Below are 13,093 nucleotides of genomic sequence, written 5' to 3'. Positions count from 1 at the left end.
CTCTCTCCTTACGCGACAGCCGGTGTCGGCAACGCCAGCGCCCGATCACCGCGGAGGCGGGCATGCATGCGTGCCCAGAAACTCGAACGCGGCATCGGGAGCGTTGGCTGCAACCCGAGTCGGACACAGAGTGCATCGGCGACACGGTGCACTGCACCCGCAAACGTTGAGTGTGGCCCAAGATCCAGCATCGAGATATAGCCGTCGTGCTCGTCGGCAAGACTGGCTAGCCGTGGCGCTCGTGGCAAAGTACCCAGGGGCCGTACCTGTGGGTAGCGACGCTGAAAGAGCGCGGCAACATCAGGTACTGTTGCCGTCACCCCACGCTCGGGTTCGATAAAGAGCAACGTACACCGTTCGAGACTATCCGGGGCATGGTCACGCAAATGGTCGAGCAGGTGGCCTACGCCCATGCGCTCGCGTGCGCCAGGAGGTGTGGGCAAGATCACGGTGCCGCCACATTGCAGCACATGCGTGGCATACGGACGTCGTAGGTAATCCGGAGGCGTATCCACAATGATGAGATCATAGCCACTCAGGGCTGCTGTCCCCTGATAAAACCCTTGCCAATCGGGCAGACGCACATCATTTTCGGCACGCGCAACGGCATGCGACCCGATCAGAAAATCAATGGCCCCCCAACCTGCAGCCGTGCCACGCGTATGCTCAGGTTGGTAAATGAACGGCTCGATACCCGTCGGATTCCAGTGCGCTGGTCCACGCTGAATCAGATGCAGATACGATGGCGCACTCGACGGCACCCGAAATGCCGGGACAAGACCCGGATTCGAAATGTCACTATCCCAGACCAGCACCTGCAGGCCACGCCGCCGTAAGCCTTCGGCAAGGACACAGGTCGCAAAAGTCTTGCCAATACCGCCTTTAGCGGCACCAACGGCGATGACGGCGCTGCTGCGGAGGCCCGTGCCAGGGCGTAGGCCGAGCTGCTCGCCCAGCCAACTGGCGACAACCGCAGGATCGCGTTCGGCAAGGGCAGGCAACCCGGCACCCTGGGCCTCATTCAGGGCGGCTCGTGCGGTACCGGGAAAGTTGACGAAGACCCGTACCCCTGTTCGCCGTGCGAGTGTGGCGGTGCGCCACAACTCGGCGAGCGGTGCTGCGCGTGTATCATCAAGGTACAGCGCGTCGGGGGGGCGTGTTCCTTCGATCAAGCGATTTACCTGATCGAGTTGCGATGGTGCCAGCACCGCAAGATCGCGAAATTGTTCGATGTGCGCTGCAAGCCCATCCATTGCTGTAAAAATGATCAATTCCATCGAGGTCTCTCCTCTTAGGCGTTATCGGCGTGGCCGCAACGACCGCGCCCTTCTCAGAAACGGCCAAGTCCCCACGCCGCATTGACGTTGCCAGTCTGCACGAGACGCTCGTAATACTGGTCATAGCTAAAGAGCGTATTGGTCGGAAAAACATCCCCACTCTGCCCTTGCGCACCTTGACGCAAGACCTCTTCAATCGAGAGGACGGCACGTCGTCCACGGGCTGTCTGTCCGATGGTGACGACAATCAGATTGACCGTATCAGACGTAATCAAACCACGGACAATCTGCGCTGCTGCTTGACCACCACCACCTGCTTCGGCGGCGAGACCAAGCATTGCCATCCGTTCGAGGTTGCGTAAGGCACCCTGGACCCCGCCGGCGTGGATCGTTCCGACGCCGGGGTGTCCAGTCGCCGCTGCTTGGAGCATCGCCATCGCTTCGCCCCCGCGGACTTCGCCCACAATGATGTAGTTCGGTTTCTGGCGCAACGCAAACGTCACGGCACGGGTGAAACCGCCCTCTTCCGCCGGAGCTTCAAGGTGGAGGCTGTTGGGCGAACGGGGAAGTTCGCCCCCATCTTCGACAAAGACGAGCCGCATCCGTTGCCCAACGGCCTGTGTCAGCGCTGCCGTCAAGGTTGTCTTGCCACTCCCCGTTGGCCCCGCGACAAGCAGCGATGCGCCTGAAGCGAGGGCTGCAAGCAAGATTTCTGAAGCCTCACGCGAAATGATGTGTGCCTGCACAAGATCATCAAGCGTTCGCCAGCGCTCAGGCAAGAGCCGGATCGAGAGACTCCGGCCCATCCGTGAGACAGGTGGCCCGGTGATGGCATAGCGGAGCAGATCGGCCACGCCCTGGGCCATAGGCGGCCAGTCGAGCACATAGGGTAAAACCTTCATATCGCGCAACAACAACTGATGCTGGGTCCAGGTGATCCAGTCGGGATGTGCTGTGACCCCAGTGCAGACCATCGCACCCCGTTGCACCACATAGAAGGGCTCTTCGGGCGGCCCGTTGTACAAAATATCCGAGACCTGATGTTCGGGATCGCGCCAGATCTCGAGCGGGCCGTACCAGTTGATATGAACCCAGTCGTCGCTTCCCAACGCTTGTCCGACCCCAAGGCGCGCAAAGGCTTCTTCAGGCGGTAGATCCCAGCAGTCACGGAAGCGTCCACTGCGCACAAGCATCTGCAACTCTTCGGTGATCGCTGCATAATCAGGTCTGATGCGCAGCGCCCTCTTGCGTTCCTCGTTGCTCTGCCCTGCACATGCCGCCAGTTCGGTCTCGACTAGATCGCACTCGGTATGCATATAAACCTTCTTTCTCGGCACTAGGGTGGCGCTCAGGCAGGGCTTGACCTGGCTGAATATCTCACGGTGCGCCTCGCTATCAATGTCGCAAGCTTCGCTTGCATCTCTTCGCCTTCCCGTCTCAAGGCTGTTCACTTCCAGGCACAGGGCTATTGGTTCCAGGAAGTGGCGTATGTGCCCCGGGTAGTTCGTTCGCGTCAACGTCAGCGGGCTCTCCTTCAGGCGCAGGTGCAAGCAAGGCCGATAGGGTGACCTGGCCGATATCGAGCCGGTCGAATGCGCTCAGGACGTCTGACGTGCTGCCGTAACGCTCGCCCCACATTGGCAACCCAGCCGCCTGCAGCGCCCAGATGGTATGAGCCTGATAGGGGGTCATCTCAAGGTAAGCGGTGGTTCCTTCAATCCAGAGCACCCGCACCGAACTGAGCAGTCGGCACGCATATGGTCGTGGTGTCCCGAGTTCGCCCTGGCTGACCGTCATTCTGCTTGGTGTTTCGCCTGCTGCCGCTGCAATTGCCGCATCACAGAGCGCCGGATCGCCCGACGGATCGCTAAAACCAAGATTGACACGATCACGGTAATTCACCGGCCCGAGCGCCGCGACGCTGAAGGGGACTGGCACCATATTGACCGTCAGTTGCTCGCCATTCGGATAGACAGGCTGATCCGGTGGGGCCGCCATAAGCATCCCTGGTTGCACGAGATCATTGACGCCGAGGTTGCGCGCCGCATACTGCCCAATAACAAGACTCGTGTCAGTTATGCCCGCCAGAGGCACCGGACGATGCAGAGGTACCTCAACCATGCCCAGGTCTTCGGCCACAAGCTGTTGACCAAAGGGCACTTCATGGATCAAGACCACGACCTGTTCGGTTCGTTGGCTCTCGAGATATCCCATCACCGCAAAAGCAAGCGCTGCGATCAAGCCTGCCGCAAGCATTAGAACTGGCAAAGGATTTGCCTTCTTCCGAGTCAGGGCCTGCCCTAAAGAGGGCGCGTTGGGCGTCATGGTCGTCATGGTGTTCGATCCTTTCCAAAAAACTCAATAGATAAGCGGGGTCACAGGCTCTAGTCGATCTGCGGCGATAATCAGGGGTGTATAGGTGCCCCACCCGACCAACCCCTTCATCGTCGGGCGAACCTCGGCACAGATCAGGGGCGTGGTTTCAGTTGGGACATTGACCCCGTTGCTATAGGTGCAACTCCCTCCTGCGGGCAAGACGGTCCAGCGTACTTGTGCGGTGACGCTTGCTGGCGAAGCAACGAGGCCCCGGACACTCGTGAGGTTGGTGCGAAAGAGTTCGGCGGCAACCCCAAGAATGGCGGCACAGGCTGTCCCCTGGGCCTGGGCAACGGTCACTGACTGGCAGGCCGCGCTGCCCCGTAGCTCGATCTCGCCCCGGGCAAAGGCGGCATAGTCGAGTTGCTGTACGGCCGAGCGCGTTGCTTGTTGCAGGGCATCTTCAACCATAGCGACCTCAAGCCAACGCTCCGCAACTTCGATCACCAGCAGGGTAAAGAGCACGAGAAAAGGTAGAATGATCACTGCCAACGGAATGATCTGCCCCGCTTCCCTCGCCGAACGTAGCCCCCCGAGCCGTCGCCGCCATTGCCATTGCGCTGCGGTGCCACGCAATGAACGCTGGGGCTTGCTCTGAAGTGGCGTTGTCTCACGTTTGCTGGAGGCAACCTGTGATGCGTGTTCAAATGTGGTTGGTTGCTCTTGCTTCATCTCAACCTCCTATTGCTGATCACGCTCGGCAGCGCGCACAGCTTCAGACTCAAGGGTGAATTCGTTGAAAAAGGGGGCTACCGGCGCCCAGTACGCTCCCTGATAGGCAATGTTGACCGTGATCGGGTCGTAACGTCGGCACGGTGTCCGCAGACATTCGATCCGCACCTGCGCCGCATCGGCCCGTGTTCCCACCCCCGCATTCAGCACTGCTGCCGCCGCATCATAGGCCGTTGAAGAGGCCCCGCCCGCTAGCGCAGCCTGATGTGCGGCTGCACGTGCGGCCTGGTTGACGGTGTAGCCTGCCAACAGGATCTGACCAATGCAGACCAGCCACAAGACCAGGGCAAGAAAGATGCCAATCACCAGCATAAATTCGACAATCGCCTGTCCACGTTCACGTCTGACTATCATTTCGTTCCTCCTTGCGGTGTTCCGCTGTTGTTATGGTGTCGTTGGTGAGCCACCTGGACGATTGCCCGGGCCAACGACACTCCGGGGGACAACCAGCGTGATCCCGAACGTCTCGGGGTAGATCTGGCGCACCTCGGGAATGCTGGTGAGCCTGATTGGGTTCAGCGTCCAGTCGCCCAAGGGTGCGCCAGGGTAGAGGTTGACGACCCAGACTTCAACTTCGATCTGGACGGTGAGCCGTACCTCCTCCATCGGGTCAAGCGTAAAGAGGTACACATCCGACCGCATCGTTGGCAGTGGGGTGCCCGCTGGCCCGCGATGGGTCCAGTAGACATGGCCCTGACTCTGCATCTCGTTTTCGGTCAGGGGGGCTGTTGGCAAGACGGCGTTGATTGGCCCGCCCACGCTGCTCGCCCCAGGGTAGCTGTAGGTGCAACCAGCAAGTGCCGTCTGCTCAAGGGTGCTGCTTCCTACCCGACACCCGACTCTCCCGGCCGCATCAGCGTCGCTACGCGCATCAATGGTGCGTCCGTTGCCCTGGTAATTCACCATGCTCCAGCCTACGACGCGTCCGTAATAGGCGTATGGCAAGAGCGGGTCGAGCCCACTGAAAGGATCTTGAACCCGTAATGCCGTGAGCCGTGGCGTGAAATCGAGCACTTCCCCGGCTGGCCACGTGATCCGGTTTCCCTCCGAGAGATAGACAGCATCGTTCGGGTCACTCCCGCCATGGTTTGGGTCAAACTCTGAGTGCATCGCGAGCCGTACTATGCCCGTACCATCAATGCCCGCCGGAGGAGCAACAATATCAGTTGTATCGGCGGCACTGTTGTCAATCGTTTCATCACCAGGGGTTGTCGTTGCAATCCTCGCCGCCAGCCCAACGATAGCCCCTGGCTGCTCGCGCACCCGTACTGTCAGGTAGAGATCGCCGCTCGCTTGTGCGGCAAGTGTCCCGTAGTCAACGACGAGCATCGGTGCGCCGCTGGCATCAGTCGTGCTCACGTAGCCCCCAAGGGGAACCCCTGCGGCATCGCTCACCTGTTCCAGTTCCGCATTGCTCGGCAACATAATCCTCAAACTCGTCCCCGCAGCCGGGCGAGTCAGGTGAGCCGGATGCCGTAACGCAGGCGGCAACGTCAGACTCGCCGTGTTATTGCCGTATTCCACGCGGAACCTGACAAAGCTCAGCCAACCAGCCGGGCCTGCGGTGGGGAGACTCTTGTTGACAGCTTGCACTCGTACCCAGACATTCGGGCGTGTGACGTCGACCTGATCGCTGGCACGGTTATTCGCCAGGGTGCTGCTGCGTTCGGGCGTCGCACCAGCAATGGTTCCGTGGGCTGTCAAGGTATTGGCGGCATACGTCGCTGCCTCCAGGGGCGTCGCTGGTAGTTGCACCGGCAGCGCTACATTCCCCGTTGCATGTGCATTGATCTCACCGAGATCGCATTGCACCCGCAGGTCCCCATTGAGCGGCGCTATACTCTGACAGTTGCCAGTAAGGTTGCCTACCCGTGTTTCGGCATCAAGTGTGACCGTCAGCACACTGCCCCGGCTGATCCCAGGGCCATTATTGCGATAGCTGAGGTTGATTGTTCCGGTCTCGCCAACTGGCAACGGACGAGGGTTGATCTGCAGGCTCAGGCCAAGATCGGGGTACTGCACCAGCGTTGTGGTGGTCGCCTGATTATTGTCGAGACGATCACCTTCGTCTGTCGTGTTGATGTGTGCCTGATTGACCACCGCACTGGCTTCGCCTGGCAGCGCCATAACCTGGAAACGGATCGTGCCATGCCCGCCTGGCACAAGGGATGGCAAGGTGCAGGCGATGGCCGACCCCACATAACGATAATGGCAGATATTGCCAGGGTTCTGCTCGAAGGCGACAAAAGCAACCGTTGCAGGCAACTGATCGGTGATCGCAAGATTACGGGCGACCGTACTCCCACTGTTGCTGTAGTCGAGTTGATACGTAAAGGTCTCGCCAACCAGTACTTGGGCCGGCGCTGTTTTGCTCAGACCAAGCTCGGGACGCTGCAATTCGGTGGTGTGGCGCGCTTCGTTATTTGCGGTTGTCACCTCGTAGCTCGTCGTACTGAGCGTGGCCTGGTTTTCGACTGACCAGCGCACCGCCTCTGGCGGACTAAAGGTTGTTGCAGCGCGTACGGTCAAACGGATGCTGCCCGTCGCCCCTGGATTCAGTGAACCAATACTCCAGCGCAAGTCATTCCCATTGATCGTCGTGGGTGCAGGCTGCGCTGCAACATAGGTGAGGCCAGAAGGCAGGCGATCACGCATCTCGACACCTGCCGCTACACTGCTTCCCTGATTGCCATAGGCAAGGGTATACTCAAAACTCGCCCCGGCACGCACACTGGGTGGCCCTTGTTTGGTGACCCAGAGATCGGCCTCACTCACAAGGCCCAGATCAAGATCGTTCCGCGTCTCATGCGGTTGCAGCCTGATCCACCCCGTTGCATACCCCGTACTGGCATTGGCATCACTATCACGGTTGCGGTCACTGCCCTGCCTCAAGAGCGTCGGCATAAAGGGCAGGTTGCTAAAATGCACCTGATAGATCCCAGGGGGAAGATCGGTGAAGGCGAACGTCCCGGTGCCCCCGGTTGTCACCGGATCGACCAGATGCGGCAACGTCGCCCCAAGCGTCGACTCTTCAAGCGCTACCGTGACCCCGGCAACCCCCGTTGCCCCATCATCTTGCAGGCCGTTACGATTCGTATCAAGCCAGACCCAATCCCCAATCCGTCCCGTTGGCGGCTGTTTGGTCAGACCAAGATCAAAAGTGCGTTCATCAGCACGATTCCAGGGTGGACGGATGGCATATTGACTCAGATCTTCATTGGGATACGCAAACTCGATGATGCCAAGTGCTGGATCAACATTGCTGCGAATCGTATCGTCAGCTACCGCATGAGGCAGCGTGAAATGATACCCGGCCTGCGCCAGCGTTGCCCGTGTCCATTGACCCGGACTCCCACCGCTGGCTGTGATCCGGATGCCCAAGTTGGTATTGGGCGGAACGGCAAACAGGTAACGCCCCTGGCTATCAGTCACCGCACGGGCTGCCGAACTCATCACTGGGGCCGAACCAGGCAACCCCTGAAACAGTTCGAGCGCAACATTGCCCATCGCTGGCTCACTTGCCTGACGAATTCCATCGCCATTCAGGTCATCCCATACTCGCCCACCAATCAGCGCGTAGTTGCACAACACCTCGAGGTCGCCCAGGTTCGAGGCTTTCGACGCCGACGCGGTGTCGCCTGCAATCAGTGGGGCGCGGCCTGAAATCGCACTACTCGTCACCGCTCCACTGGCTTGCTCGTAGACCCGAACCTCCTGCGCACTGCGTCCGCGCAACGCCGTTACACCCAGCGTTGTCCCAATGTTCTCGACCGACGTTTGGGCATTCAGGACACTCGCCATCGCCCCCATATGGTTTTCGATATGGGCAGGCATTGGGTCAGTCGCAATACCCTGATAATCGTTATCTTCGTAGGCTTCACCTGACTGGAAAACCCACTGCCACGAGCTATTCAGGCGATAGGTGAGGGTGTCACCCTGCGCAATCGAGCTGTAATGAAAGGCTGGAGTCTGGGTATTGCCATTGAAGCTCTGATCGCCCGTGCGATCACGGAGGCCGAGGATCATCAGCGGACGGCCCTGGGCCGGTGAGCCCGTCGACGGTGCTTCGTTGAGGAATTCGATCGCTGTCAACATTGGCTGAGCGTAAAAGATACTGTTATCAAAGCGAGGCAGATCCTGCATCTGGTTACGCCACGGGTTCCAGCTACGGGTCAGACCAGGCCACTCGCTATACACCTCTTCAAAAACCGTGCCCGCATGACGCTGGCGAATGCTTTGGATGAGCGTATTGCCAAGATCCTGGTGCAACGAAAGTTGCCAGGGCCCAACACCTAGGTGCTGGGCAAGGACATAGATCTGTGGCGGTACCTGAAAATACTCGCCGCTGCCCGTTGCTGCACCACCGCCACGCGCAGCGCTATCGGTCAAACCAACAACTAGATGAGGCGCATTGCGATCTGAAGAAAAGGGCCAAAAAGCAATTGCAAACGGCCATAAATCAACCTGGACAGCCGGATCAGACGAAATAACACCCAGATCGATGGGAAGTGAACCGCTATAGCGCGGCAGACCTAGCCCTGTCAGATCAAAGCGTTCGATCCGTTTGGGTCCAAGATTGACAACATAGAGCGTACGCCCATCAGGGCTGATGGTGATATCACCCAAACTGGTTGTGCCGACACCGGCAATCGCTTGCTCATCGGTGTAATTTGCTGGAATTGAAGTGGGGCGAGTGACGCCGCTTGCCCCGGGGGCCGTAATGTGTCCCTCGAGTTGCCACCCGGTCGACGTGCGGGCCAGCACATAGATCGCCCCAGGACCGCCAGGCCCATACGGGGTTAGGCGTTTGGTATAGGCAGCGGCAAAAATGCGTTCACGTCCACTTACCGCGCCATCATCATACGCCAGACCATAGACCGCTCCAAGATCACCAATGGTGGCAAGGATCGAACCTGCCGAATTCATTGTTAGGCCCTGGACTGCGGGGAGGTTCCGCGCCGCAGTGGCTTCGGTCGTTGAGCCGGGGGGCAGATACATCGTATTGGCATAACGACTGGTAACAAACTGGTCAGTCTGTTGCAAACAGCCAACCGCGCTCCCAAAAGCCCCGGCAGGGGTCACATGGGCCTCGACAGAAGCTGGCCGCAAAACCAGACCAGCCGTAGAGAACAGGGGAAGCAGGAAAAAGAGGAGCAAAGTTCCACGAAAAACCAACTGAAGCAAAAACGCTTGATAGTAACGCATACATTCCTCTGGCTCGCTTGGGCAAATGTCCTGACTCATAGACCGCACAAGCCCGCCAGAAGATGCGCTTTCAAGATAAATCCAAAAAAGACGAAGGCCACTTGCTAATCAGCAAGTGGCCTTCGTCTTTTACTGGTCGGGGCGACTGGATTTGAACCAGCGACCTCCTGAACCCCATTCAGGTGCGCTACCGGTCTGCGCTACGCCCCGTTCAACCTGGTTGATTATAGCGCGTTCATGCGGTTCAGTCAAATCATGGGCCAAGACAAGCATACCCGTCTATTCACACAGAGAACTTCATGGTATAATATGTTAATCTTTGTACATTTATGACTGCGTTCTCTTATGTGAAAATTTAACTTTTTTATTTTCTCTCAAGGAGCAAGCATCATGATCAAGCGTTTAGTGTCTCTCTTGAGTCTGTTGGTTATCAGCATGCTAGCGCTTACGTCGATGCGGAGTTATGCCTTTTCCCCAGATACCCACGCAGAACCCTCAACCGTTGCTACCGCCCTAGGCGCACAAGTGACCAAGGTGGAGGCTCACGCTGACGAGGGTCTGGCTCGTTATATCGTGCAACTCGTCGATCCACCACTCGCAACCTATGCAGGAGGCATTGCAAGTATCCCTGCAACCAATCCCCGCCTTGCTGGCACCAACCGACTTGATCCTCAGTCAGCAGCAAGCCAGCGCTATCGCGCTTATCTGGCGCTCCAGCGCCAGCAAGTTATTGTGGCAGCTGAACAGATCCTCGGTGACAAGCTCTTGGTTGAACAGGTCTTCGCTACGGCCTTCAATGGCTTTGTCAGTGTGTTGAGCCCAGAGCAGGCAACGCAGCTTGCTTCCCTTCCAGGGGTTGTGCAAGTGACCCGTGAAGCCTATCGTCAACTGCACACGAATGTTGGCCCGTCAATTATTGGGGCAAGTCAGCTTGATACACGCCCGGCGATCTTCCGGGCTGACCTCAGCGGAGCCAACGAGGTTCCTCCGGTCTCTGCTGAGGCCACGGGCAGCGCCACATTTCATTATGATGCGACGAGCAAGCTGCTTCGTTTTACCATTAGCAGCCGTGGCGTCACAGTCAGTGGGCCAGGGGCACAGATCCACCAGGCAGCGGCAGATGCGAACGGTTCAGTTGTTGTCGATCTTGCGCCCTACCAGCTTATCAATGGTCAGTTCCTCGGTAGCGTCACCCTGAGCCAGGCGGTTGAGGATGCGCTCTTCGCGGGCGAACTCTATGTCAATCTGCACGAGGCACCTGATTTTCTGGCTGGCAAGATCCGAGGTCAGATCCTGCCCAACCGTGGGGAAGGGATCCTCATCGGGGTGATTGACACCGGCATTGATCCTTTCAATCCGACTTTTGCCGCAACTGGGGCTGATGGATATACCCATACCAATCCGTTTGGTGAAGGCGTCTATAAGGGCGTCTGCGCCGACGCTGAGAGTTCAGCCTATCACGATGGCTTTCGCTGCAATGCCAAGCTTGTTGGAGCGTATACCTTCCCTGCGACCAGTGACAGTTTTGACCCTGTGGGTCGTGCCAGTCCATTTGATGACTATGGTCATGGCTCACATACCGCCAGTACAGCTGCCGGCAACGTATTACATAACATCCAGGCAGAAGGATCTACGTTTGACAAGATCGGTGGCGTAGCTCCTCACGCGAACCTGATCATTTACGATGGCTGTTTATATGATAGTTGTCCAACATCGGCCCTTGTTGGCGCCATCGATCAAGCGACACAGGATGGTGTTGCGGTGATCAACTATTCAATTGGGGGCTCTTCGCGTGACCCATGGGTAGAACCTGATGCGCTTGCCTTTCGCAATGCTCTGGAAGCAGGGATCCTCGCGTCCGTCTCGGCTGGAAACAGTGGCCCGTACACAGGTACCATTGGGGCACCTTCAAATGCACCGTGGGTGATGAGCATAGCGGCCACAACCAAAACTGACCTGACCGCCGACTTTAGCTCACGTGGGCCTGATGCGACTGTTCCCGATGTGCTCAAGCCTGATGTGGCTGCGCCAGGGGTTGATATTATTGCCGCAGTGACCGTTAATTGGGCGGGCGAGCCTCAGTTTGCGATTCATAGCGGCACCTCGATGGCCGCCCCGCACAATGCGGGGGCTGCTGCCCTGCTCCGCCAACGCTATCCCGCGTGGACACCATCAGAAGTGCGCTCGGCCTTGATGACGACAGCAGAACAGACCTCTGATGACCCCTTTGAGGTTGGCGCAGGGCGGATCAATGTCGGGCGCGCAATGCGCGCCGGGTTTGTGCTCGATGAGACTGCCGCCAATTTTGCGGCAGCTGACCCGGCTCTGAACGGTGATGTGACAACGCTCAATCTCCCGAGCCTCACCAATCGCGACTGCTTTGGGGGATGCATCTGGATCCGTACACTCAAGAGCACATTGCCGGTAACGACAACGTGGACCCCAGCCTTTACTAGTACAACCGGGTTAGTTGTCACCGTCTCACCAGCAACGATCACACTTGCCCCAGGGGCAACCCAGACGATCACGATTACAGCAAGTGGGGGCGAGCTACCTGTTGAGGCTGGCGGGACAGAGGCAAGAGGCCATCTTACCTTCATACCTACAATAGGCGTACTGTCAGCAACAGGTGATCTCCCTCGTGCAAGCTTCCCGCTTGCTATTACAGTGCGCAATAGCAATCTGCCTGCAAACATCAATATCCGCACGAATGCCCTGACACAGACGATTGAACTTGACACGACAGCAATAGCTATCACCGATCTTCAGCACGCGGTCTATGGAATGGTGCAGGCGGATCGGCAACCCATCAGGCTTTCACCTTACAGCCGTATGTACACGAAGGTGCTCACGCCATCGCTTGACCGTACGATGCGCATTCTTGTTGAAACTGCCAATTCAACCGCACCTGACGTCGATATTTTTGTTGGTTTTGACAACAATAACGACGGCGTTCTTGAAGATAAAGAAGTCCTATGCATTGGCTTCACCTACTCGGCTGAAGAAACGTGCGACTTGCTCGGCCTGCCTCATCTGCGCGACAAGTATGGTTTACAAGAAGATGCAAACCTTCTGATCATCGTTTGGCTCTGGTCAAGTGGCGCTGCCGTAGATACCCTTGATCTCTATACGGCCGTTGTGCCGACAACACCAATCGATCCTGGCAATCTGACTATCACCGGGCCACCAAACCAACCCGCAGGCCAACCTTTCAAACTCAGGGTTGGTTGGTCACTGCCCAGCGATAGGGTGATGCATGACCGCTTCTATGGGGCTTTTACGCTCGGTAGTGCGCCGGGCCTGAAAACGAGCCAGAACCTAGGCGTGACCCGCATCAATATGCGTTATGTTGCTCACATTGCCTATCTCCCGTGGCTTGCCGTACCGGTTCCCTCTTATGAGCGCCAGTTTGTCGAATTGCCCCCTACCAGCGGCCCAGAATAGCATCGCATGTAATCCCCGAAAATAAGCGCACAGTGAGTTATTCCTTCAGAAACGCATGG

At 58.0% G+C, this 13,093-nt stretch carries 7 protein-coding genes and 1 tRNA gene; 1 reads left to right on the top strand and 7 read right to left on the bottom strand.

What is annotated here, in order from left to right:
• Positions 1-8 precede the first annotated feature (8 nt).
• From EKD05_RS00230 to EKD05_RS00200, 7 genes are all read right to left on the bottom strand, one after another.
• The gene (locus EKD05_RS00230) at positions 9-1,277 is read right to left on the bottom strand and encodes a P-loop NTPase (protein WP_129670304.1); all 1,269 of its coding nucleotides are present in this window, start codon (positions 1,275-1,277) and stop codon (positions 9-11) included.
• Positions 1,278-1,330: 53 nt separating this feature from the next.
• A complete protein-coding gene (locus EKD05_RS00225; protein WP_129670303.1) occupies positions 1,331-2,593 on the bottom strand; it encodes an ATPase, T2SS/T4P/T4SS family in 1,263 nt (420 codons plus the stop codon).
• 121 nt (positions 2,594-2,714) lie between these two features.
• A complete protein-coding gene (locus tag EKD05_RS00220; RefSeq protein WP_240695546.1) occupies positions 2,715-3,545 on the bottom strand; it encodes an SAF domain-containing protein in 831 nt (276 codons plus the stop codon).
• Between the two features lie 90 nt (positions 3,546-3,635).
• Complete coding sequence (locus EKD05_RS00215; protein WP_240695545.1) at positions 3,636-4,325, bottom strand: hypothetical protein; 690 nt, start codon at positions 4,323-4,325, stop codon at positions 3,636-3,638.
• 9 nt (positions 4,326-4,334) lie between these two features.
• Positions 4,335-4,739 (bottom strand): TadE/TadG family type IV pilus assembly protein, encoded by a 405-nt coding sequence (locus EKD05_RS00210; RefSeq protein WP_129670301.1) that lies wholly within the window; start codon positions 4,737-4,739, stop codon positions 4,335-4,337.
• A gap of 30 nt (positions 4,740-4,769) precedes the next feature.
• Positions 4,770-9,590 (bottom strand): SdrD B-like domain-containing protein, encoded by a 4,821-nt coding sequence (locus EKD05_RS00205; protein WP_165360514.1) that lies wholly within the window; start codon positions 9,588-9,590, stop codon positions 4,770-4,772.
• Between the two features lie 133 nt (positions 9,591-9,723).
• A tRNA-Pro gene (locus EKD05_RS00200) sits at positions 9,724-9,800 on the bottom strand.
• 180 nt (positions 9,801-9,980) lie between these two features.
• Between EKD05_RS00200 and EKD05_RS00195 the strand changes: the two genes are divergently transcribed.
• Positions 9,981-13,034, top strand: a complete 3,054-nt coding sequence (locus EKD05_RS00195; protein WP_129670299.1) for a S8 family serine peptidase — start codon at positions 9,981-9,983, stop codon at positions 13,032-13,034.
• The last annotated feature ends 59 nt before the right edge of the window (positions 13,035-13,093 follow it).

Source organism: Candidatus Chloroploca sp. Khr17 (assembly GCF_004138165.1).
Lineage (GTDB): Bacteria > Chloroflexota > Chloroflexia > Chloroflexales > Chloroflexaceae > Chloroploca.
The sequence above is the reverse complement of the archived record's forward strand: the minus strand, read 5'-3'. Positions and strand labels throughout refer to the sequence as shown.

What these genes read in the sequence shown, in the direction of transcription:
- EKD05_RS00215 (WP_240695545.1), bottom strand. Translation starts at nt 4,325, where the DNA reads ATGAAGCAAGAGCAACCAACCACATTTGAACACGCATCACAGGTTGCC.
- EKD05_RS00195 (WP_129670299.1), top strand. Translation starts at nt 9,981, where the DNA reads ATGATCAAGCGTTTAGTGTCTCTCTTGAGTCTGTTGGTTATCAGCATG.
- EKD05_RS00225 (WP_129670303.1), bottom strand. Translation starts at nt 2,593, where the DNA reads ATGCATACCGAGTGCGATCTAGTCGAGACCGAACTGGCGGCATGTGCA.
- EKD05_RS00205 (WP_165360514.1), bottom strand. Translation starts at nt 9,590, where the DNA reads ATGCGTTACTATCAAGCGTTTTTGCTTCAGTTGGTTTTTCGTGGAACT.
- EKD05_RS00230 (WP_129670304.1), bottom strand. Translation starts at nt 1,277, where the DNA reads ATGGAATTGATCATTTTTACAGCAATGGATGGGCTTGCAGCGCACATC.
- EKD05_RS00210 (WP_129670301.1), bottom strand. Translation starts at nt 4,739, where the DNA reads ATGATAGTCAGACGTGAACGTGGACAGGCGATTGTCGAATTTATGCTG.